Consider the following 21,486-nt stretch of genomic DNA (forward strand, 5'->3'; position numbering starts at 1 on the left):
CATGAGCGACACCTCGGCCGGCGCCGCGCAGACCCGCCGACGGCAGATCGACGTCGACGCCCTCGCCGAGGCCGTGCTCGCCAACAAGCGGGCCGGCCTCGCGCGGGCGATCACGCTGATCGAGTCGACCCGCGACGACCATCGGGAGCGGGCGCAGCAGTTGCTGCTGCGCCTGCTCCCGAAGGCGGGCAACGCGATTCGTGTCGGTATCACGGGTGTGCCCGGTGTCGGCAAATCGACCTTCATCGATGCGCTCGGCATGTATCTGCTCGAGCAGGGGCATCGGGTCGCGGTGCTGGCCGTCGACCCGTCGTCGACCCGCACGGGTGGTTCGATCCTCGGCGACAAGACGCGGATGGCGCGTCTCGCGGTGCAGCGGGACGCCTACATCCGCCCGTCGCCCTCGGCCGGCACGCTCGGTGGGGTCGCGAAGGCCACCCGCGAGACGATGGTGCTGCTCGAGGCCGCCGGTTTCGACGTGATCCTCGTCGAGACCGTCGGTGTCGGGCAGTCCGAGGTGACCGTGGCGAACATGGTCGACACCTTCTGCTTCCTGACCCTGGCCCGCACCGGCGACCAGTTGCAGGGCATCAAGAAGGGCGTGCTCGAACTCGCCGACCTGGTGGCCGTCAACAAGGCCGACGGGGAGTTCGAACGCGACGCGCGGGTCGCCGCCCGCGAACTCGCCGGCGCGATGCGCATGGTGCATCCGCACGACGCGATCTGGAAGCCGCCGGTGATCACCATGAGCGGCATGACCGGCAACGGTCTGGACACCTTCTGGGACACCGTGCTCGAGCACAAGAAGGTGCTCACCGAGGCGGGCATGTTCGAGGAGAACCGGCGCCGTCAGCAGGTGGACTGGACGTGGACGATGGTGCACGACCAGCTGTTGCGTCGTCTCGAGACCTCCCCGCGCGTGCGGGCGATCCGCAAGGATGTCGAGGCCGGGGTGCGCGACGGTTCGCTGACCGCCGCGCTCGCCGCGCAACGCCTGCTCGACGCCTTCGACGGGGTGAACGACCCCGGAACGTCCGGCGAGGACTCCTGATCCCATGAGCCGCCGCACGATCGCCGCCACCGTTCTCGGTGCGTTCGCGATCGTCGCGGCGGCTCATCTCGTCTTCCAGGTTCTCGCGCCGGATTCGGCGTTCACCGACGTCTCGCAGTGGTTCCTCATGCCGCTGCTCGCGCTCGGACTCGTCCTCGTCACGTCCGCACCGCGCGACCGGCTGGTCGTGGGCACGCTTGTGGCGCTGGGGTTCTCGTGGCTGGGGGACACCGCGCCCGATCTCGTCGAGGGGGATGCCTCGTTCCTGGTGCTGGTGGGCTTCTTCCTGTGCGCCCAGCTCACCTACATCGTCGCGTTCCGGCCGTACCGGCGGTCGAGCGTGGTGCGGACCCGCCCGTGGGTGGTCGGTCTCTACGCCCTCGCGGTGATCGCCATGGTCGCCGTGTGCGCTTCGGCGGCAGGGATTCTCGTGGTCCCGATGGCGGTCTACGCGTCGTGTCTGGCGGCGATGGCGGTGCTCGCCACCGGTCTGAACCGGACGGCGGCGGTCGGCGCGATGCTCTTCGTCGTCTCCGATGCGCTCATCGCCGCGCGTGCCTTCGTCGACGCGGATCTGCCTGCCGTGGGGTTGTGGATCATGGCCACCTACATCGCGGCCCAGGCCCTGATCGTGCGCGGTGTGCTCACCGCGCACGATCGGCGCGGACGGGCCTACAGGTCGAGCAGTTCCTTGGCGACGGTCACCGATGTCGGGGCGTCGAGCGACGGGTAGTCGCCCCACTGCCCGCCGGTGATGGACACCTCCACGTCGGGCAGCTGGATCTGGGTGACCGAGACGGCGGCGACCGAGACGGCCTCTCCCATGGTGTAGGCGACGCCGCCGGCGGCCTCGATGTCGGGGTCGGGAAGCAATTCGAGACCGCCGGTTTCGAGGTCGCTCGCCGACGGGACGTTTCCGGATCCGGGTGCCAGGACGATCTCCACCGACCGGATCTCGTCGAGGTTCGTCGCGGTGTCCGGGGTCTCCCACGCGCAGTAGACGCTGTACTCGTCCACGCCGCTCGACGAACGCAGGCTCAGGCCTTCGATGTAGGGGGCGACGGCGGGCGCGACATCGTCGCACGATTCGAAGCGGGCGAGGATGTCGCTGCCGAGGCCGGTCGGTTCGCCGACGGTGTCGGCGTCGAAGGTGGTGTCGACGGCTGCGGAGTCGGCGTCCGAGGCGGTGTCGGAGGAGGCGTCGTCGCCGGAGGAACACGCTCCGAGGAGCAGAGCGCCGGCGAGGGTCGCGGATGCGACCGCGTATCGGGTCAGATTCACACGGCGCATCGTAGCGTCCGTACGAGTTGTATGTGATCTTGGTTCCGCCCGGGCGGTCGAGGGCCGCGACACCGTGCGTTACAGCCCGAGAAGCTGCTTGGCGACCGCCACGCCGCCCGCCGGATCGAGGACCATCGCGGCATCGCGGCCGCCGACGGTGATCGACACGGAGGCCTGGGGGAGTTCGACGCCGGTCGCGGTGAAGGCGGTGCCGGCCATGTTGATCGGCATGCTGTGCGCGAATCCGCCGGCCGCTTCGATGGCGGGATCGGGAAGCACCACCAGGCCGGTCTTCGCCGCGGTGGCGGGTGTGACGGTCTCGGGTTCGACGACGACCTCGACGGAACGGAGTCCGGAGGGCGGCTCGCCGGCTCCGGCCTCCCACACGCAGTTCACGCGCTGGGTGCTCACGATGCCGCCGGGAGCGGGCGTCAGCCCGTCGATGTAGCGCTCGAGGGTCGCGCCGATGGCCTCGCAGCTGGGGAAGCTCTGTGCGATCTTCACCAGATACGGCGATTCGGCGGAGGTGGACGTCGGGGAATTGATGTCGGCTGCGTTGCGGATGCCGACCGTGGAATCGTCCGAGGAACAGGCCGTCAGAGCGGCGCCGGCGGTGAGGAAGACGAAGGCACCAGTATGTATTCGCTTTTGTCGCACGCGGGCATAATAGCGATTATCAAGCGCCGTCGGAGGAGCGTGGTGACGGGGTGGAATTCAGGCGAGTCTCGTTGTGTCCGGGCACCTCCCGAGGCTCCGGACGGGCCCCGGCGAGGGGCGTCGCGTCGGCGCCTTCGAGCAGTGCCACCGGCGTCGGCTGCGCCAGCGGTTCGAGCGAACCGCTCTTCTCCGCGGCGGTGAGGCGCGAACGCTTCCAGGACACGATCAGCAGCGTGAGCCAGGCAGCGACGATGGCGAGGTAGAGCACCGCCAGCGCCGCGCCGGAGAGGTCGGCAGTCTTGGCGAGCTTGTGCGCGTTGGTCAGCACGATGACACCGCCGACACCGGTACCGAGCAGCGTCGCGGGGACGCGGCTGACCAGCCACGCCGCGACCGGCGCCGCGAGGGCACCACCGAGGGCGAGACCGGCGACGATCACCAGATTGCCGAGCGAGTCGTGCCCGAGCCCGAACAGGAAGCCGACGCTCGCCGCGACCGCGACGAGGAACTCCGACGCGCTCACCGAGCCGATCACGGTGCGCGGTGCCGTCTTGCCGCGGGAGAGCAGGGTGCTGGTGGTGATCGGGCCCCAGCCGCCACCGCCGCTCGCGTCGATGAATCCGCCGAAGAAGCCCAGCGGCGACAGGAATTTCGCGGTGTGCGGGGAGGTGCGGGCATGGGCGACCGCCGGGGGTCGCACCGAGAAGCGCAACGCGACGTACACGCCGATGGCCAGCAGGATCCCGGCGGTCACCGGTTCGGCGGCCTCGGTCGACAGTCCCGACAGCACGGTCGCGCCGAGGAAGGCGCCGATGGCACCGGGAACACCGAGCCGCAGCACGACCTTCCAGTCGATGTTGCGGAACCGCCAGTGCGAGGCACCGGAGACGAGGGTGGTTCCTACCTCGGCGAGGTGCACGGCGGCGCTCGCGTGCGCCGGACCGACACCGCTGAACAGCAACAGGGTGGTCGCGGTGACACCGAAGGCCATGCCGAGTGCGCCGTCGACGAGCTGTGCGCCGACACCGACGAGCGTGAAGATGAGCAGATTGAACATGCGTTGGCTCCGAAAGCTGGAAGAACCCGAAAAGTTGGACGAGCGGCGAAGCGCTCAGCAACACTCCCGGGTGCAACACAGACAATCGAAGCAGGCGCCGCGACGGGTCGGCCAGAACGGCATGAGCGCGAGACGAGCGGCCGGAGCCATCTCGGTACTCGTCGCAGCCATGGTCACGTCCTCAGGTCTCGTTCCGCGCGCGGATCGTTCGGTCCGGTCGAGCATAGCCCGTCGAAGCGACGGAGCCACACTCGGCGGGCCCGGCGCGCCCATCGGGCGCGCCGGAGGCGAGGTCAGCCGAGGCGGCGCGCGGAGATCTCGAAACCGGCCGTGCGGAGCCGTTCGGTCAGCACGTCCCCGAAGGCCACCGCGGGGGTGAGGACACCGCCACCGGCGTGCAGGGCCGCGCCGCCGAGGGCGAGCGAGAGGGCGGACTCGCCGAGCATCACGGCCGTGGCCTTGTAACCTGGGTCGCCCTGCGCGGAGAACCGCGCGGTGTAGCGAGCTCCCGACTCGGTCGAAGCGTACAGATCCACCGTGAAGTAACCGTTCTCGCGGGTCTCCTCCGACGGTCCCTCACCGGGCGCGGGCAGGAGTTTGTCGAGGACGAACCGCGTGGGCGGGAACGACAGGCCGGCGGCGAGGGCTCCCGTGCCGAGTCCGACGAGCCCGGCGAGGACGGGGGAGAGCGGTGAGGAGCCGACACTCATCACCTCCCGGTAGCGGAACCGGCGTCCGTAGGCCCAGTCGCGCAACGCGTTGCTGCGTCGCACGATGCGGGTGTTGTAGGAGGCCATCACGAACGGTGCGAGCCGCCCCGAAATCTCCGGCGCCACGGATTTGCCGTCGACGAACGCGAAGTCGTTCTGGCGACCGAGATCGGGTTCCCGAGCCCGATCGGGGGACAGCGAGTACGGGCGCGCGGCGATCTTCCGTGCGGCGGCATCCTTGCGGACCGCGTCGAGCTGTTGCCGGAGCGAATCGATGGTTCCGCCGCTCACCCCGCCGCGGAAGGAGCCGAGCACGAAGGTCGTGTCGGTGAGCGGCAGGTTGCCGTCGGCCTCCGCGGCGCGGTAGAGCGCATGGACGCCGAGGTCGGACGGGACGGAGTCGAAACCGCAGGAGTGGACTATGCGGGCGCCGGTGCGCCGGGCCACGTCGTCGAAGCGGTCGATGCTCTCGCGGTGGAAGAGCACCTCGCCGGTGAGGTCGACGTAGTCGGTGCCGGCCTCGGCGCACGCCTGCACGAGCGGCAGCCCGTACGTGGCGTAGGGACCGACGGTCGTGATCACCACGCGGGTGGACTCGGCGAGCGCGGTCAGCGAGGCGGGATCGTCGGCGTTCGCCTCGATCAGCCGCCAGTCGGTTCCGAGGTCGGCGGCGAGCTTCTCGAGTTTGGTGCGTGAACGTCCTGCGAGTCCGACGGCGACGCCGTCGGGGAGGTTCTCGGCGAGATAGGTGGCGGTGAGGCGCCCGACGAAGCCGGTGGCGCCGTAGACGACGATGTCGAGATCCCGGGAGACAGTCATGTCCCCACCCTACTCAGGAGTAAGTCTTCGGGGCGACCTTCGTCACACGGATCCGGTGCCACAGCACCACCCATGAGATCAGCACGGCGAGCGCGACGAGGGCGCGGACCGCACCGAGCGCGGACTCCGGGTAGATCACGCCGGTGAGGTAGTGGTCGATGAACCCGCTCGGCGGCAGACCCTCCTGGCCGGCCTCGCGGCGGGCCCAGTTCTCCACGGCGGTCAGCGGGCAGTCGAACCCCACGGCCACCGAGGCCGCTCCCCACACCACCGCGGCGACGTGCGCGACGATCGTGCGGGGCCACCGCCACGCGAGGAAGCCACCGAACGCGACGTAGAGCACGAACAGCAGATGCACGAAGGCCGTGAGGTCGGCGACCACCCGGAACGCCATGTGCCCAGGGTAGAACGAACGGCTGCGGAACGGACGGGGTCGCCGGAGGGTGGGCGGCGGCTCAGCCGGCCTTGATGACCAGCACCGGCACCGACGACTCGGTGATCAGCCGCTGCACCGCCCGCTCGACGAGGAACTTGCCGGTCGCCGTGCGTCCGCGGCTGCCGATGACCACGCGTTCGGCGCCGCTGCGCGCGAGCAGTTCGACGGTCGTGCCGACCGGATCGCCGTCGTGGACGGCCGAGAGCAACTCCCACCCGTCGGTACCGGCCACCTCGCTCACCTGTGCCCGCACGTCCTCCACCTCGTCGGGCTCGTCGAGCGGGTGGAGCACCACCAGCGACTGCTGCCGATCGGCGGCCTCCCGCACCGCGGCCTGCAGAGCGATCCGGCCTTCGGGGGTATCGGCGTGAACGACAGCGACAGTCATGACTCTCCTCGTGCGGGCCTGCGGGGACGTCCTCCATTATCGCCGCGGCCCCGAGGCCGGGCCACGATCGACGGTGTGGAACCGGTCTCCCCGAATTTCGGGGTCCGGATCACCAGGGTGCCGGGCGGAAGTCCTTGAGGAAGCATCCGTACAGGTCCGTACCGGTCTCGCCCTGGACGATCGGGTCGTAGACGCGGGCAGCGCCGTCCACGAGATCGAGCGGCGCGTGGAAGCCTTCCTCGGCCAGCCGCATCTTGGTGTGGTGCGGCCGCTCGTCGGTGATCCACCCGGTGTCGACGGCGGTCATGAGAATGCCGTCGGTGAGCATCTCCTCGGCGCTGGTGCGGGTGAGCATGTTCAGCGCGGCCTTGGCCATGTTGGTGTGCGGATGCCCGGCGCCCTTGTAGCGGCGACCCGCGAACTGCCCTTCCATCGCCGAGACGTTCACGACGTACTTGCGGCGTGCCGGGGATGCGGCGAGCGCCGGACGCAGACGGTTGACGAGGATGAACGGCGCCACCGAGTTGCACAGCTGCACCTCGAGCAGTTCCAGCGGCTCGACCTCGCCGACGGTCTGCACCCAGCTGTTGGTGTGCACGAGATCCGGCAGCAATCCGCCGGCGTCGACGGCGACGCCGGCCGCTACCCGCTCGGGTGTCGCCGAGCCGGCCACCAGTGCCAGCGAGGTCAGCGAGTGCGCCGACAACTCGGCCGGCAGCGACCCGGCCAGGGCGGCCGGGTGGGCGTCCGAGGGCTTGCCGAAGGTCAGGACCTCGGGGCGAGGGCCGGCGGGCAGCGGATCGGCCTCCGCCTCGGCGAGCGCCGAGTAGGCACCGGGGGAGCGGCGCACCGTCTGCGCGGCATTGTTGATGAGGATGTCCAACGGACCCTGCGCGGCCACATCGTCGGCGAGGGCGACCACCTGGGCGGGATCACGCAGGTCGATGCCGACGATGCGCAGCCGGTGCAGCCAGTCGCCGCTGTCCTCCATCGCGGTGAAGCGGCGGATCGCGTCGTTGGGGAACCGGGTGGTGACGGTGGTGTGCGCGCCGTCGCGCAGCAACCGCAACGCGATGTACATGCCGATCTTGGCGCGCCCGCCGGTCAGCAGGGCGCGACGACCCCGCAGATCGGTGCGCGCGTCGCGCTTGGCGTGGTTCTCCTCGGCGCAGGTCGGGCACAACTGGTGATAGAAGGCGTCGACGCGGGTGTACTTGTCCTTGCAGATGTAGCAGTGCCGCGGACGCAGCAGCGTTCCCGCGCTCGCACCGCGCGTCGCCGACGCGAGCGGGAGTCCGGCGGTCTCGTCGTCGATGCGGGTGGGGGAGGCGGTGGCGGTCGCGGACAGCACCTGACGGTCGGCGTCGACGCGTTGCTTGCGGGCCTCGTTGCGGCGCAACCGCTTGAACTTCTTGAACATGTGCCCCACGGCCCGCTGCACGGTGATCGCGTCGGGATGCTCGGCGTCGAGACCCGCCGCCTGGTCGAGCACCCGCAGGCAGGTGGCCAGATCGTCGGGGTCGATGCGGGTGAAGCCGTCGGTGGCGGGCTCGGCGGTGGTGTCGCTGTGGGGGTTCATCTGCCTTTTTCCGTGTGCTGCTGTATGCCCGATCGTATCGGGCAGGATGATCGTGTCCGAATTCCCGTGCAGGTACCGGAGGAACGATGAGCCCGAGCTCCCCCTTGTCCAAGAAGAAGTTCGCCGAACTGAGCCGCCCCCAGCAGGCGCTGGTGGTCCTCCTCGCGGTGGTGCAGTTGTCGCTCGCCATCACGGCCTGGGTCGATCTGGCGAGGCGACCGGCCGACAAGATCAACGGCAGCAAACTGCGCTGGGCGCTGACCATCGCGGTGAACTTCTTCGGTCCGATCCGGTACTTCCGCAAGGGCCGCCGGGACTGAGCGGACCCCGGACGAACCGAAGGCCCCGAACCGATATCGGTTCGGGGCCTTCGGGTTTCGGAGTGTCCGAGGGGGGACTTGAACCCCCACGTCCGTTAATAGGACACTAGCACCTCAAGCTAGCGCGTCTGCCATTCCGCCACTCGGACCGACGCCCACACGGGGCATGTCGGTAGAACCCGCTCCCGCGGGCGCTGAAGAAACAGTAGCGCATGGGGCGCCCGATCCCCAAAACGGCACTTCAGGCGCGCCCGCGGTACTCGACGAGCCGGACCTCGTATGGATCCGCGCGCTGATTCGTCAGCCGCTACGGCAACCGCCGCCGCGGCTGACGAAAGCGGTAGCGGCTGTCGCCCGTTCGATCGTTTCCCGACAACGACGAAGGCCCCGAACATGATGTTCGGGGCCTTCGTCGTCTGTCTCGACTCAGAGTGTCCGAGGGGGGACTTGAACCCCCACGTCCGTTAATAGGACACTAGCACCTCAAGCTAGCGCGTCTGCCATTCCGCCACTCGGACCTGATGCTCGCGCCCGCTCGTCGTGGGCGCTGTGAAAGAGTAACCCACCGCGCCCACGGTCCCAAATCGCCACCTCCACCTGCGGTGATCCGAACTGTCGAGATGGTGGACGGGCGGTGGTAGACATACGGCCATGGCCAATGACATGAGCGCCCACCAGCCGTCCCGGGCGGAGGAGGAGGTCGTCGACCTCGTCTCCCGCCTCATCCGGTTCGACACCTCCAACACCGGCGAACCCACCACCACCCGCGGCGAACGCGAGTGCGCCGAATGGGTGGCCTCCGTGCTCGAGGAGGTCGGCTACGAGACCACCTACGTCGAATCCGGAGCGCCGGGCCGCGTCAACGTCTTCGCGCGGCTTCCCGGCTCCGACCCGAGCCGCGGTGCCCTCATGCTCCACGGCCACCTCGACGTCGTGCCGGCCGAAGCCGCGGACTGGAGTGTGCACCCGTTCTCCGGGGCCGTCGAGAACGGTTACGTGTGGGGACGCGGCGCGGTCGACATGAAGGACATGGTCGGGATGATGATCGCCGTCGCCCGCTACTTCAAGGTCGAGAACATCGTGCCCCCGCGCGATCTGGTGTTCGCGTTCGTCGCCGACGAGGAGGCCGGAGGCAAGTTCGGTTCGCAGTGGCTGGTCGAGCACCGGCCCGAGCTGTTCGAGGGCGTGACCGAGGCCGTGGGGGAGGTCGGCGGGTTCTCCCTGACCGTGCCGCGTCCCGACGGCACCGAACGTCGCCTGTACATGGTCGAGACGGCCGAGAAGGGCATGCGCTGGATGCGCCTGACCGCCACGGGTGTCGCCGGGCACGGCTCCTTCCTGCACGAGGACAACGCCGTCACCGTCCTCTCCCGCGCGGTGGCCCGGCTCGGATCCCACACGTTCCCTCTGGTCGTCAACGATTCCGTGGCCGAGTTCCTCTCCGCCGTGAGCGAGGAGACCGGGCTGGACTTCGACCCGGCCTCGCCCGATCTCGAGGGGGCGCTCGCCAAGCTCGGGTCGATCGCCCGCATCGTGGGCGCGACCCTGCGCGACACCGCGAACCCCACGATGCTCGACGCCGGGTACAAGGCCAACGTCATCCCGCGCACCGCGCACGCCGTCGTCGACTGCCGTATCCTGCCGGGCCGGCTCGCCGAGTTCGAACGCACCGTCGACGAGTTGATCGGCCCCAATGTCACCAGGGAGTGGATCACCGGGCTCGAGCCGTACGAGACCACCTTCGACGGCGACCTCGTCGACGCGATGAACGCGGCGATCCTCGCGCACGACCCGATCGGCCGGACGGTGCCGTACATGCTCTCGGCCGGCACCGACGCCAAGGCGTTCGCCAAGCTCGGCATCCGCTGCTTCGGTTTCGCGCCGCTGCAGTTGCCGCCCGATCTGGACTTCGCCGCGCTGTTCCACGGTGTCGACGAGCGTGTCCCCGTCGAGGCACTGCGCTTCGGCACCCGGGTCATGGAACACTTCCTCATGCACGCCTAGAACACACGAAACCGCCACGAAAGGACCGGAATGGCTTTCGATTACGACCCGTACAAGTTCCTGCCCGAGCTGCCCATCCTCCAGGTGACCAGCGCGGACTTCGCCGAGGGCGAGGAATGGAAACTCCCGCAGGCCAGCGGTGCGTTCGGAATCCCCGGGGGCGGCGACGTCTCCCCGCAGCTGTCCTGGTCGGGTTTCCCCGCCGAGACGAAGAGCTTCGTCGTCACGGTGTTCGATCCGGACGCCCCCACGGCGTCGGGTTTCTGGCACTGGGCCGTCGCGAACATCCCCGCCTCGGTCACAGAACTGCCGACGGGTGCGGGTAGCGCCGACTCGAATGCTCTTCCGGAGCAGGCCGTGACCCTGCGCCACGACGGCGGAGCCCACGGGTTCATCGGTGCCGCTCCGCCGGCCGGACACGGCCACCACCGCTACATCGTCGCGGTGCACGCACTCGACGTCGAGGTGCTCGAGGGCGTCACGCCCGAGTCGAGCCCGGCCTTCCTCGGCTTCAACGTCTTCGGGCACGCCATCGCCCGCGGTCTGCTGACCGGCACCTACGAGGTGCGCTGACAGGTCGTGACGGACGGGGCCCGGGTCGAGTACGACCCGGGCCCCGTCCGCTGCAGGTCACACTCGTGTGCTGGCGCCCACCGCGTCGGCGATAGAGCGGTAGCCGTGCGCGCGCAGCTTGCGGGCGATACCGCGGTTGATGCGCCGCGCCCAGAACGGACCGCCGTAGATGAAGCCGGTGTAGCCCTGGACCAGCGACGCGCCGGCGAGAATGCGCTCGAACGCCTGCTCCGGGGTTTCGATGCCACCCACCGAGATCAGGGTGAGGCGATCGCCGACCCGCGTGCGCAGCCGGCGCAGCACCTCGAGAGACCGCTCGGCGACCGGGGCACCCGACAGGCCGCCCGCGCCGATCTCCTCGATGCGGCTCTGCGGGGTGTTCAACCCGTCGCGGCGGATGGTGGTGTTGGTGGCGACGATGCCGGCGAGCCCGAGTTCGAGTGCCAGGTCGGCCACCGCGTCGACGTCCTCGTCGGACAGATCCGGGGCGATCTTCACCAGCACCGGCACCGTGACGGTGTCCAGCACCGCGGCCAGGATCGGGCGCAGCGACTCGACGGCCTGCAGATCCCGCAGGCCGGGGGTGTTGGGGGAGGAGACGTTGACGACCACGAAATCAGCGAGTGGGCCGAGGAGTCGCGCGCTCTCGGTGTAGTCCTCGGCGGCCTGCTCGGCCGGCACGACCTTCGTCTTACCGATGTTCGCGCCGATCGGAACGGTGCGGCGGCGCTGACGCAGCCGATTGGCGGCCTCCCCGGCACCGTGGTTGTTGAAGCCCATCCGGTTCACGATCGCCCGGTCCTCGGGGAGGCGGAACAGTCGCGGCTGCGGATTGCCCGGCTGCGCCTGGGCGGTGACGGTGCCGATCTCGGCGAACCCGAATCCGAGCGGCCCCCACACGTCGACACCGGTCGCGTCCTTGTCGAAACCGGCCGCCAGACCCACCGGCGTGGGGAACTGCACGCCGAAGACGGTGTTGCGGAGGATGGGGTCGTCGGTGACGAGCACCTTCGACACCAGGGCGCGCAGCGGCCCGAAGCGAGTCGACCAGCGCATCGCGAGGAAGGCGAGGTGGTGGGCTCGTTCCGGCGGCAACAGGAACATGAGCCGAAGAAGATAGCGGTACACGAACTACTCCCTGCAAGCCCGGTCCACGACGGTCCGGGATCTGTTATCAACCAACGGTGGGTTCGGGGACGTGATGGGCGGTCTTGCGGCGGCGCAGCAGCACCCGCCGGCTCCCGTCCGGATACAGACGCACCCGGGTGAGTTCCCAGCCGTGGAATTCGGCGGAGATCGCCAGACGCATCGACGCGCTCACCCGGGACACGTCCCGGGGCAGCTTGAGCGGCACGTATTCGTATTCGTCGTTGCTGGTGTCCCAACCGACAGGCATCCGGGTCAACCGGCCGAGTCGCTCGTTCGCCATCACTGTCCTTCGATCGGGATCCGCTGCAGTCCGTCACCGGTTGCCGACGCGATCACCAGTGCCGCATCGGCCGGATCGACGGCGATCGAATTCGGTTGCCGCACCGTTGCGAAGCGGTGGCGTTCTCGCGGGATCCCGGTCGAAAGATCGTAGCCCACGACCTCGTTGCTGCCCGTCAGAGTCACCCAGATCAGGTCCCGCGTCTCGTCGTAGGTCACAGCGTACGGGGCGGGGCCGACCGGATAACGCTGCCGCAGGACGATCGCGTCGAGGGTGTAGACGAGCAGTTCGTCGCCGGTGGTGTCGGTGACCACCACGCGTCCGAACGGGTCGGTGGTCAGCTGCGTCGCACCTTCGCCGGCACGCAGCGCGGGCCCGAGATGGGCGTCGGCGAGGTCGAGCTCGGTGAGGGAGGTCTGCCGGCGGTCGAGCGCCGCGACGGCGTCACCGGTGACGGCGAGAGCGTCGACGGAGGCGAGGCCCCCGAGGGTGGTGGCCACCTCGCCGGATTCGGGGTCGACGACGAGCACCCGGCCGTCGTCGGTGCCGACGGCCCAGCGGCCGTCGGACAGCACGGCCGCCGACGCGGCATTGCCGTCGACCGGGACCTCGGTGATGGTGCCGTCGGCGGCGTCGATGCGCAGCACGGCCCCGGACACGGGCGCGAGCACACTGCCCTCGGGGCCGGTCACGACGGTCGCGGCGGACGACGGCAGGTCCACCATGCGCGGTTCCGCCCCGGCACCGTCGAACGCCGTGTCGTCGAACAACGCGACCCGTGCGCCGTCGTCGACGAGCGCGGCGAAGGTACCCGTGGACGGTTCGACGACCAGCGCGTCGACCTGCAGGTCGAGCGGACGGACGTCGCCGGCAGGGGAGGGGCCGACCTCGGGGGCGGCCGCGGGAGTGGCGGGTTCGATGGTCTGCAGCACGTCCGGGGTGCTCTCCGACGAGCAGCCGGCCAGCACGACCATCGCGATCGCGCCCACCATCGTGACCGCTCGGATCCCCGCTCTGCCCATCGTTGCTCCTCGTCCTCGGATTCGATTCGCACCTGCCGGACGTGCTCCGGCGCCCGGCGCGCCGACCTTCAGTGTTCCTGATGCCGGTCGCGGGGAAGAAATCAGTGGGTCGTCCGACGGGCCGGATGTGATCTGCTGCTCAGGTCTGCGCCGAGGCGGACCGGTCGCGGTTCGGTCGTCGCGGCAACACGAGCGGGGTACCGGTCTCGGGGTGGCGGCCGATCGCCACCGGGTACTGGTAGACACGGCCGAGCAGCTCTTCGGTGAGGACGTCGCCGGGTGCGCCGTCGGCGACGATGCGGCCCTGTTCGAGCACACAGACGCGGTCGGCGTAGGCGGCGGCCAACCCGAGATCGTGCAGCACGACGACCACGGCGTGCCCGTCGTCGGCGCGGGCCCGCACGACCTGCATGACCGCCTCCTGATGGCCGAGGTCCAGTGCCGCGGTGGGTTCGTCGAGCAGCAGTGTCTCGGTGTCCTGGGCCAGCACCCGCGCGAGCGCCACCCGGGCGCGTTCGCCGCCTGACAGCGCGGGGAACGGCCGGTCGGCGAGATGGGTGACGTCGCAGGTTGCGAATGCCTCGGCGACGATGCGATCGTCGTCGTCCTGCCGGGGGGTGCGCGTCCACGCGGCCCGTCCCATCCGCACGACCTGCCGGGCGGTGAACGGGAAACCGACCGTGTGCTGCTGCGGCAGCACCGCACGGCGACGCGCCAGCGCGAGCGACGACCACTGCTCGAGGGGGCGGCCCTCGATCTCGACGGTGCCACCGCTGATCGGATGATCGCCGGACAACGCCGCGAGCAGGGTGGACTTACCCGCCCCGTTGGGGCCGACCAGCGCGACGACCTCGCCGGTGCGCACCTCGAAGTCGAGACCGTGCAGGATCTCCCGCTCGCCGCGCCGCAGTCGCACACCCACCGCGCGCATCGTCGCGGTGCCGGGCGCCGAGCGGGCCGGGACGGCGGTCGCCGGGGATCCCAGGGAGCGGGGGAGCAGCCTCATGCCCATCCGCCTTGCTTCGCTCGGGTGCGGCGGAGCATCAGGAAGAAGACCGGACCGCCGATGAGGGCGGTGATCATGCCGAGCGGTAGGTCTGCGTTCTCGACCAGCGTGCGCGCCGCGAGATCGGCGGCGAGCAGGACGACCGCGCCGGCAAGCACACTCGCCACGACGAGCACCCGGTGGGCGGGGCCGAGCGCCAGGCGCATCAGGTGCGGCACGACCAGTCCGACGAACATGATGATGCCGGTGAAGGCGGTGGCGCCGCTGACCAGCACGGCGACCGCCAGGATCGACAACTGACGGACGCGTTCGACGTCCACACCCAGATGCCGGGCGACGCTCTCACCGAGCGCCAGCAGGTCGAGTTTCGGGGCGAGCAGCACCGCGACGAGCACCCCGGCGAGGGTCAGCGGGGCGACCACCGCGACGATGTCCCAGGTGGCGCCGCCGAGACTACCGAGCTGCCAGAACACGATCTGGTCGCGGGCGGCCGGACTGGCGACGAAGGTGAAGAACGCGATGAGCCCGCCGGCGACGGCGTTGACGGCGACACCGGTGAGGATCACCGTGACCACCTCCGTGCGTCCGTTCGATCGGGACAGCACATAGACCAGCACGGTGGTGATCAGACCGGAGACGAGTGCGGCGCCGGCCAGCGCCCAGCCGGCGGTGAAGGCGCCGCCGAGCACGATCACCGCGGACGCGCCGACGGCGGCGCCGGAGGACACGCCGATCACGCCGGGTTCGGCGAGCGGATTGGCGAAGATGCCCTGCAGCAGCGCCCCGGAACAGCCGAGGGCGGCACCGACGAGCATCGCGAGCACCACGCGCGGGAAGCGCACCTCCCACAGGGTCACCTCCCCGGCGGGGTGCGCGGGCACCGGGCCGAGGTCCAGCCCCATGCGGTGCAGCAGACTGCCGACCACCTCGGCCGGACTCGTGGGCACCTGGCCGAGGCACGTCGACGCGACGGCCAGGGCGAGCAGGGCGACGACGAGACCGACGAGGACGACGGTGGTGCGTCCCCGTCCGGCCTTCCGCAGTGCCCGTTCGGGCAGACCGGTCGCTTCGGTGACGTCTTCGCTCACGGACATCCGGCGATCACGCCCGGTCCGACGGGTAGAACGCCTCCACCAGAGCGGCCAGGACCTTGCCGGTCTGCGGGCCGAAGCTGAGCAGGGTCGAATCGTCCATGTCCACGATGGTGCCCGTCTTCCCGGCCGGGGTCTGGGCGACCCCCGGGAGCTGCGCGAGCCCGTCCGGTCCGCCCACCGAGTCGAGGCTGTGCGTCATCACCAGGATGATGTCGGGCGCCGAGGCGATCATCGCCTCGCTGGTGATCGGCACGAACGGCGAGTCCAGGCCGGCGAGGATGCCGGCGTCGCGACCACCGGCGGCCGCGACGAGCGCGTCGGCCCCCGAACCGGGACCGCCGAGCATCTTGATCGCCGCACCGCGCAGATAGAGGAAGGCGACCGTGGGTTCGGGATGATCAACGGGGATCGAGTCCTTCGCCGCGGCGATCTCGTCGAGCGTCCGCTGCGCGAGCGCCGCACCGGCCTCGGGCACACCGAGCGCGGCCGCGACCGCCTCGATGTCGCCGGCGACGGTGTCGAGGGAGCGTTCCGGGTCGACGAACACCACCGGCACGCCGGTCGCGCGGATCTGTTCCTGCACCGCCGGCGGACCGATCGAGGTGTCGGTGAGTACGACGGTCGGGTTCAGCGCGAGAATCGCCTCGGCGTTGAGACCGTGCCCGCCGGGCGTGACGTTGGGGACGTCCTCGATCGCGGGGAAGGACGCGGTGGAGCGGCCGACGAGCTTGTCGCCGAGACCGAGCGAGTACACGGTCTGCGCGAGGGTACCGGAGCGGTCGGCCACCACGATCCGGGAGATGTCGGTGATCGTGGTCTCGACCCCGTCCACGCCGCGCACCGTGGCCGGTAGCACGGGATCCGGGTCGGTGGTGATCGGCTCGGGTTCGGAGTCGACGACGGCGGTGCGCGGACCGGTCGCGATGTCGGTGGCGGTCGTACCGTCGGTGGTGGGGGCGCTGCACGCGGCGACGACGAGGACACCCAGCACCGCGATCAGCGCGACCGGGAGGCGGAGGAGGGAACGGTACATCGGTCAGGCACGCACCGGGTAACGGTCGATGTCCCGCGCGAGGTCGGCGAACAGGGCACCGTTGAGTCCGTACACCAGGTTCGCCTCGTCGATGACGGTCTGCTGCTGGTCGCCGTCGAGCGGTGCGGCGTCGAGCTTCGCGCGGTAGGCATCCTTGAACGGTTTGGGCTTCGGGATCTGATCGAAGATGTAGAAGCGCAGGCCGTCGCGTTCGTAGCCGTAGGCGCGTTCGAGCATGCGGCGGATGATCTGACCACCGGACAGGTCGCCGAGATAACGCAGATAGTGATGCGCGAGGAAGGCTTCCGGGGACACCGCCGCGACCTGCTCGAGCCGGTCGACGTAGGCGACGGTCGCGGGCAGCGGCGCGATGCGCTCGCGCCAGTCCGAGCCGACGAGGAAGTCGAGGTCGGCTTCGAGCGCGGCGGTGCGGAGCAGTTCGTCGCTGAGGAAAGGACCGGCGATCGGGTCGTCGGTGTAGCCACGGCCGATCCGCTCGAGGCTGTCGTAGACGAACCAGGTCTGCGCGATGAGCGCGGCGTGGGCTTCGGTCGACAACTTGCCGCCGAGCAGTTCCGAGACGAACACCGAGTTCTCGGTGTCGCTGTGGGCCTGCTGGGTCTCGAGCCGGATGCGCTCGGCGAATCCGACGACTTCGGTCGCGGCCATCGACCGACCTCCCTCACATTGCCTGAACCGAATGTACTCGGCAGGCTAGCCTAACCTTCCGGAAAAAGGCAGGGTGCGGGCGGTGTCGCCGGGATCACGCGCTCACGTCGTCGAGCGCCGCGGCGATCGCCGGCGGCAACGCCAACTCCTCCGCGACCAGCACTCCGGTGAGCTGCGCCAGATCCCGGGCACCCACGAGCGTCGAGGCGACGTGCGGACGGTCGCGCACCCACGCCAGTGCCACGGCAAGCGGCGAGGTGCCCAGACCGTCGGCGGCCGTGGCGACCGCATCGACCACGCGCACCGCGGATTCGGTGAGATAGCGGCGCACCTCCTCGGTGTGCACGTCGTCGGCGCCCCGCGAATCCGCCGGCACCCCCGACCGGTACTTACCGGTGAGGACACCGCCGGCGAGAGGAACCGCTGCGAACACACCCACTCCGTGGTGGGCGGCTGCGGGGATCAACTCCTCCTCGACCCCGCGGGCGAGCAGGGAGTACTCGACCTGCGTGCTGATCAGCGGCGCCGGGCGCCGGGCCGCCCCCGCGGCGGTCGCGAGCTGCCAGCCGAGATAGCCGCGCACCCCGACGTATCGCACGCGCCCGCTGGTGACGGCGAATTCGAGGGCGTCCATCACCTCGTCGACGGGGGTGTGCGGATCCCACGTCGCGACCTGCCACACGTCGAGGTGGTCGGTGCCGAGTTCACGCAGGGTCGCGTCGAGCTGGTTGAGCAGGCCCGAGCGGGAGCAGTCCACGCGGCCGGAACCGAGTGTGGTGGTGTCGATGCCGGAGCTGCCCGACAGCACCAGCTGGTCGCGGGGCACCACGTCGTCGAGCAGTTCGGCGAGGATCCGTTGCGCGACCCCGTCCCCGTAGGCGGGGGAGGTGTCGACGAGCGTGCCGCCCACATCGACGAAGGCCGACAACTGGGCTGCGGCCTCGTCGCCGTCCGTTCCGCGACCCCACGTCAAGGTGCCCAGGCCGAGCCGTGAAACCCGCAGGCCGCTCGCACCGACTGTCCTGTATTCCATAACCGTCCGCGTTTCCTCCCGACACGACGGGACGTCGCCGCGCTCGGCCACGACCCCGGTACTGCACCCTAATGCGCGACAGGCGCGCGGCAGCGTCCGGCGCGCCGACCGGTCGGCTTCCACGTACCCTTCGGCGAGTGAGAACCGCTCCCTGCATCCGCGACCGCCGATCCGTCCCCACCGCAGCCTCCGTGCCGGGAGTCGCCGCATGATCGGCGAATCGATGACCTGGCTGCAGACGATCGTCCTCGGCATCGTGCAGGGCCTCACGGAGTTCCTGCCGATCTCCTCGTCCGGTCACCTGCGGATCGTGTCGGAGATCTTCTTCGGAGAGGACGCCGGCGCGTCGTTCACCGCGGTCACCCAGCTGGGCACCGAGGCCGCGGTGCTGGTGTTCTTCGCCGGCGACATCTGGCGGATCCTGCGCGCGTGGTTCCGCGGCCTGTTCCACAAGGAGCACCGCGCCGATCACGATTACAAGATGGGCTGGTACGTCATCCTCGGCACCATCCCGATCGGCATCCTCGGTGTGTTGTTCAAGGACGACATCCGCACCGTCGCCCGCAATCTGTGGCTCGTCGCCACCATGCTCATCCTGTTCTCGATCGTCATCGCCGCCGCCGAGTACTTCGGCAAGCAGCGGCGCGACGTCAGTCAGCTCACCCTCAAGGACGGTCTGATCATGGGTTCGGCGCAGGCGCTGGCCCTGATCCCCGGCGTGTCCCGCTCCGGCGGCACCATCTCCGCCGGTCTGTTCCTCGGGCTCACCCGCGAGGCCGCCGCCCGGTACTCGTTCCTGCTCGCGATTCCCGCGGTCGTCGCCTCCGGTCTGTTCAGCCTGCCCGACGCCTTCGAACCGGCGGGGGAAGGGCTCAATGCGTCGGGGGCGCAGTTGCTCGTCGCGACCGTGATCGCCTTCGCGGTCGGCTACGCGGCGATCGCCTGGTTGTTGCGCTTCGTCGTCAACCACTCGATGTACTGGTTCGTCGGCTACCGCGTGATCCTCGGCGTGATCGTGCTGGGACTGCTCGCGACCGGCGTGGTCTCCGCCACCTGAGAGGCTGCCGGCAGGCGGTACCTCTAGGCTGGGCGCATGACGGTCATCCTGCTGCGGCACGGACGGTCGACGGCGAACACCTCGCACGTGTTGGCCGGTCGTTCCCTCGGTGTCGAACTCGACGAGGTCGGCCACGTCCAGGCGAAGAATCTCGTCACCCGGTTGGCCGGGCTCGAGATCACCGAGATCGTGCGGTCGCCGCTGCTGCGGTGCCGGCAGACAGTGCAGCCGTTGGCGACCGATCGTGGACTCGAACCGGTCGTCGATGAGCGACTCGCTGAGGTCGACTACGGGCAGTGGACCGGACGCGAACTGAAGGAACTGGTCAAGGAACCGCAGTGGGCGGTCGTGCAGCAGCACGCCTCCGCAGCGGTCTTCCCGGACGGTGAAGGGCTCGCGCAGGTGCAGTCCCGCGCGGTCGCTGCGATCCGCGAACACGACCGGCGTCTGCGCGAGGCGCACCGCAAGGACGTCGTGTGGATCGCGTGCAGCCACGGCGACGTCATCAAGTCGATCCTCGCCGACGCGCTCGCGACGCATCTCGACAGCTTCCAGCGGATCGCCGCCGAGCCGGCGTCGATCAGCGTCGTCCGCTACACCGACACCCGGCCGTTCGTGCTGCGCGTGAACGACACCGGTTCGGACCTGTCCGGGCTCGCCGGCCCGTCCGAACCCAAGTCCGTGCCCGGCGGCGAAGTGCCCGGCGCGGTCGAGGAACCCGGCGACCCACCGCAGGGGCACCGACAGGAGACGGCACGCGGATAATGGCAGTGTCCGTCATGGCAGAGTGTGGGGACTCGAGGAGGTGTGATGGCCCGCGCGATACACGTGTTTCGAACACCTGATCGGTTCATCGCCGGCACTGTCGGTGAACCGGGCGACCGGGTGTTCTACCTGCAGGCCGTGCACGAGTCCCGTGTGGTGAGCGTGCTTCTGGAGAAGCAGCAGGTGCAGATCCTGGCCGACCGGATGGGCTTGTTGCTCGAAGAGGTACAGCGCCGCTTCGGCACCGTGATCCCCGACGACCCCGAGGTCGACGTCAGCCCGTTGGTGACACCGATCGAGGCCGAGTTCCGGGTCGGCACCATGGGTCTGGGCTGGGACGCCGACGCCGGATCGGTGGTGGTGGAGCTGCTCGCGGTCACCGACACCGAACTCGACGAGTCCGTGGTGCTCGACGACACCGAGGAAGGTCCCGACGCGGTGCGGGTATTCCTCACCCCGGTGCAGGCCCGCGAATTCGCGGCCCGTTCCGAACTCGTCGTCTCGGCCGGGCGCGCGCCCTGCCCGCTGTGCGGCGAACCGATCGGCGCCGACGGACACATCTGCGTCCGCACCAACGGTTACCTGCGTACCCCCGGATTCGATCCGGCCGCGTGGTTCGGCGAGGAAGAAAGCTGACCGCGTGACGGCGCCGGACGTGCGGAGCGTGCTGACCGATGGCGACCTCGACGTCGTCGGGCAGATTGCGCACGCAAGCAACGCGACCCTCGTGTGCGACGCGCAGCTCGGCGACACCGAGGTGCGGTGCGTCTACAAACCCGTCCGAGGCGAGCGGCCGTTGTGGGACTTCCCCGACCGCACCCTCGCCGGACGCGAGGTCGCCTCGTACCTGATCTCCGAGGCACTCGGCTGGGACGTCATCCCGCTCACCGTGCTGCGCGACGGCCCGTACGGTCCCGGCATGGTGCAGCGCTGGATCGACACGGTCGACTCCGCGCAGGGCGGAACGGAACGCCTGGATTTGGTGGACCTGTGCCCGGCCGGTGCGGTTGCGCAGGGGTGGCTGCCGATCCTGCGTGCCCGCGATCTGGACGGCGCCGAGGTGGTGCTCGTCCACGCCGACGATCCGCGCCTGCAGCGCATGGCGGTGCTCGACGTCGTCCTCAACAACGCCGACCGCAAGGGCGGCCACGTCCTCGAAGGTCTCGACGGACACGTCTACGGCGTCGATCACGGCATCTGCCTGCACCAGGACGACAAGCTGCGCACCGTGCTGTGGGGGTGGAGCGGCGACCCGGTCGACCCGGTCCTCCTCGCCGACCTCGACAAGCTGCTGCGCCGGTTCGACGGCGGCTTCGCCGAGGAGCTGTGCGAGCACATCACCGCCATCGAGGTGCGTGCCCTGCAGCGCAGGATCACCCGCTTGCTCGAACACCCCGTGATGCCGCATCCGCGCGGCGACCGGCGCATTCCCTGGCCCGCCTTCTGACGTCCCAGCCGTTCGCCTACCGCACGCCCGGGTGCCCGCGCGGAGCACTCCCGCGA

The 21,486-nt window shown here is 69.9% G+C and carries 24 protein-coding genes and 2 tRNA genes; 9 read left to right on the plus strand and 17 right to left on the minus strand.

Annotated features, from left to right (window positions below; translation table 11 throughout):
* Position 1 precedes the first annotated feature (1 nt).
* The gene (gene meaB, locus LPH33_RS11485; RefSeq protein WP_229568060.1) at positions 2–1,051 is read left to right on the plus strand and encodes a methylmalonyl Co-A mutase-associated GTPase MeaB; all 1,050 of its coding nucleotides are present in this window, start codon (positions 2–4) and stop codon (positions 1,049–1,051) included.
* 4 nt (positions 1,052–1,055) lie between these two features.
* A complete protein-coding gene (locus LPH33_RS11490; RefSeq protein WP_088899303.1) occupies positions 1,056–1,784 on the plus strand; it encodes a lysoplasmalogenase in 729 nt (242 codons plus the stop codon).
* On the opposite strand, the gene LPH33_RS11495 is transcribed toward LPH33_RS11490, so the two are convergent.
* The 7 genes from LPH33_RS11495 to LPH33_RS11525 form a co-directional block, all read right to left on the minus strand.
* Positions 1,724–2,341, minus strand: coding sequence for a hypothetical protein (locus LPH33_RS11495; RefSeq protein ID WP_088899302.1), 618 nt, complete (start codon positions 2,339–2,341; stop codon positions 1,724–1,726). The genes LPH33_RS11490 and LPH33_RS11495 overlap by 61 nt on opposite strands.
* 69 nt (positions 2,342–2,410) lie before the next feature.
* Positions 2,411–2,989, minus strand: a complete 579-nt coding sequence (locus tag LPH33_RS11500) for a hypothetical protein (protein WP_016693110.1) — start codon at positions 2,987–2,989, stop codon at positions 2,411–2,413.
* Between the two features lie 19 nt (positions 2,990–3,008).
* Positions 3,009–4,046, minus strand: coding sequence for a sulfite exporter TauE/SafE family protein (locus tag LPH33_RS11505; protein ID WP_160875090.1), 1,038 nt, complete (start codon positions 4,044–4,046; stop codon positions 3,009–3,011).
* 293 nt (positions 4,047–4,339) lie between these two features.
* On the minus strand, positions 4,340–5,575 hold the full coding sequence (locus tag LPH33_RS11510; RefSeq protein WP_229568062.1) for a saccharopine dehydrogenase family protein: 1,236 nt from the start codon (positions 5,573–5,575) through the stop codon (positions 4,340–4,342).
* A 13-nt stretch (positions 5,576–5,588) separates the two neighbouring features.
* The gene (locus LPH33_RS11515; protein WP_229568063.1) at positions 5,589–5,969 is read right to left on the minus strand and encodes a DUF2784 domain-containing protein; all 381 of its coding nucleotides are present in this window, start codon (positions 5,967–5,969) and stop codon (positions 5,589–5,591) included.
* A gap of 61 nt (positions 5,970–6,030) precedes the next feature.
* The gene (locus LPH33_RS11520) at positions 6,031–6,399 is read right to left on the minus strand and encodes a universal stress protein (protein ID WP_160875092.1); all 369 of its coding nucleotides are present in this window, start codon (positions 6,397–6,399) and stop codon (positions 6,031–6,033) included.
* Between the two features lie 109 nt (positions 6,400–6,508).
* Positions 6,509–7,978, minus strand: a complete 1,470-nt coding sequence (locus LPH33_RS11525) for an SDR family oxidoreductase (protein WP_088899297.1) — start codon at positions 7,976–7,978, stop codon at positions 6,509–6,511.
* An 86-nt stretch (positions 7,979–8,064) separates the two neighbouring features.
* Between LPH33_RS11525 and LPH33_RS11530 the strand changes: the two genes are divergently transcribed.
* Entirely contained in the window at positions 8,065–8,298 is a 234-nt protein-coding gene (locus LPH33_RS11530) for a PLDc N-terminal domain-containing protein (RefSeq protein ID WP_160875094.1), read from the plus strand.
* Positions 8,299–8,361: 63 nt separating this feature from the next.
* On the opposite strand, the gene LPH33_RS11535 is transcribed toward LPH33_RS11530, so the two are convergent.
* Together LPH33_RS11535 and LPH33_RS11540 are read right to left on the minus strand one after the other, a co-directional pair.
* Positions 8,362–8,447, minus strand: a tRNA-Leu gene (locus LPH33_RS11535).
* 283 nt (positions 8,448–8,730) lie between these two features.
* Positions 8,731–8,816 (minus strand) — tRNA-Leu (locus LPH33_RS11540).
* A 133-nt stretch (positions 8,817–8,949) separates the two neighbouring features.
* On the opposite strand from LPH33_RS11540, the gene LPH33_RS11545 reads away from it, so the two are divergent.
* Positions 8,950–10,302 carry a M20/M25/M40 family metallo-hydrolase gene (locus LPH33_RS11545; protein ID WP_229568065.1) on the plus strand — a complete coding sequence of 451 codons (1,353 nt, stop codon included), beginning with the start codon at positions 8,950–8,952 and terminating at the stop codon, positions 10,300–10,302.
* A 30-nt stretch (positions 10,303–10,332) separates the two neighbouring features.
* On the plus strand, positions 10,333–10,875 hold the full coding sequence (locus tag LPH33_RS11550) for a YbhB/YbcL family Raf kinase inhibitor-like protein (protein ID WP_064060329.1): 543 nt from the start codon (positions 10,333–10,335) through the stop codon (positions 10,873–10,875).
* A gap of 57 nt (positions 10,876–10,932) precedes the next feature.
* Here the strand turns inward: LPH33_RS11550 and LPH33_RS11555 are convergent, their stop codons facing one another.
* From LPH33_RS11555 to LPH33_RS11590, 8 genes are all read right to left on the minus strand, one after another.
* Positions 10,933–12,003 carry a quinone-dependent dihydroorotate dehydrogenase gene (locus LPH33_RS11555; protein WP_229568067.1) on the minus strand — a complete coding sequence of 357 codons (1,071 nt, stop codon included), beginning with the start codon at positions 12,001–12,003 and terminating at the stop codon, positions 10,933–10,935.
* 46 nt (positions 12,004–12,049) lie between these two features.
* Positions 12,050–12,304 carry a DUF5703 family protein gene (locus tag LPH33_RS11560; RefSeq protein WP_006551956.1) on the minus strand — a complete coding sequence of 85 codons (255 nt, stop codon included), beginning with the start codon at positions 12,302–12,304 and terminating at the stop codon, positions 12,050–12,052.
* Positions 12,304–13,326, minus strand: coding sequence for a hypothetical protein (locus tag LPH33_RS11565; protein WP_229568068.1), 1,023 nt, complete (start codon positions 13,324–13,326; stop codon positions 12,304–12,306). Before LPH33_RS11565 ends, LPH33_RS11560 begins: the two co-directional genes overlap by 1 nt.
* Before the next feature lie 139 nt (positions 13,327–13,465).
* The gene (locus LPH33_RS11570; protein ID WP_420714490.1) at positions 13,466–14,338 is read right to left on the minus strand and encodes a heme ABC transporter ATP-binding protein; all 873 of its coding nucleotides are present in this window, start codon (positions 14,336–14,338) and stop codon (positions 13,466–13,468) included.
* Entirely contained in the window at positions 14,329–15,426 is a 1,098-nt protein-coding gene (locus tag LPH33_RS11575; protein WP_088899293.1) for a FecCD family ABC transporter permease, read from the minus strand. The genes LPH33_RS11570 and LPH33_RS11575 overlap by 10 nt, the downstream gene beginning before the upstream one ends.
* A 7-nt stretch (positions 15,427–15,433) precedes the next feature.
* On the minus strand, positions 15,434–16,459 hold the full coding sequence (locus LPH33_RS11580; RefSeq protein WP_229568072.1) for a heme/hemin ABC transporter substrate-binding protein: 1,026 nt from the start codon (positions 16,457–16,459) through the stop codon (positions 15,434–15,436).
* A gap of 3 nt (positions 16,460–16,462) precedes the next feature.
* On the minus strand, positions 16,463–17,128 hold the full coding sequence (locus LPH33_RS11585) for a heme oxygenase (biliverdin-producing) (protein ID WP_229568073.1): 666 nt from the start codon (positions 17,126–17,128) through the stop codon (positions 16,463–16,465).
* Between the two features lie 94 nt (positions 17,129–17,222).
* Positions 17,223–18,161 (minus strand): aldo/keto reductase, encoded by a 939-nt coding sequence (locus tag LPH33_RS11590; protein ID WP_229568075.1) that lies wholly within the window; start codon positions 18,159–18,161, stop codon positions 17,223–17,225.
* A 211-nt stretch (positions 18,162–18,372) separates the two neighbouring features.
* Here LPH33_RS11590 and LPH33_RS11595 point away from each other — a divergent pair, with 211 nt between their 5' ends.
* The 4 genes from LPH33_RS11595 to LPH33_RS11610 are packed head-to-tail and all read left to right on the plus strand — an operon-like array spanning position 18,373 to position 21,430.
* Positions 18,373–19,218: an undecaprenyl-diphosphate phosphatase gene (locus LPH33_RS11595; protein ID WP_174479658.1), complete on the plus strand. Its 846-nt coding sequence runs from the start codon at positions 18,373–18,375 to the stop codon at positions 19,216–19,218.
* A 36-nt stretch (positions 19,219–19,254) separates the two neighbouring features.
* A complete protein-coding gene (locus LPH33_RS11600) occupies positions 19,255–19,983 on the plus strand; it encodes a histidine phosphatase family protein (protein WP_229568077.1) in 729 nt (242 codons plus the stop codon).
* Between the two features lie 45 nt (positions 19,984–20,028).
* On the plus strand, positions 20,029–20,619 hold the full coding sequence (locus LPH33_RS11605) for a DUF3090 domain-containing protein (RefSeq protein WP_006551966.1): 591 nt from the start codon (positions 20,029–20,031) through the stop codon (positions 20,617–20,619).
* A gap of 4 nt (positions 20,620–20,623) precedes the next feature.
* Positions 20,624–21,430, plus strand: coding sequence for an SCO1664 family protein (locus LPH33_RS11610; protein ID WP_229568078.1), 807 nt, complete (start codon positions 20,624–20,626; stop codon positions 21,428–21,430).
* Positions 21,431–21,486 lie beyond the last annotated feature (56 nt).

The sequence above is a fragment of the Rhodococcus sp. RDE2 genome (assembly GCF_020885655.1).
GTDB lineage: Bacteria > Actinomycetota > Actinomycetes > Mycobacteriales > Mycobacteriaceae > Rhodococcus > Rhodococcus pyridinivorans.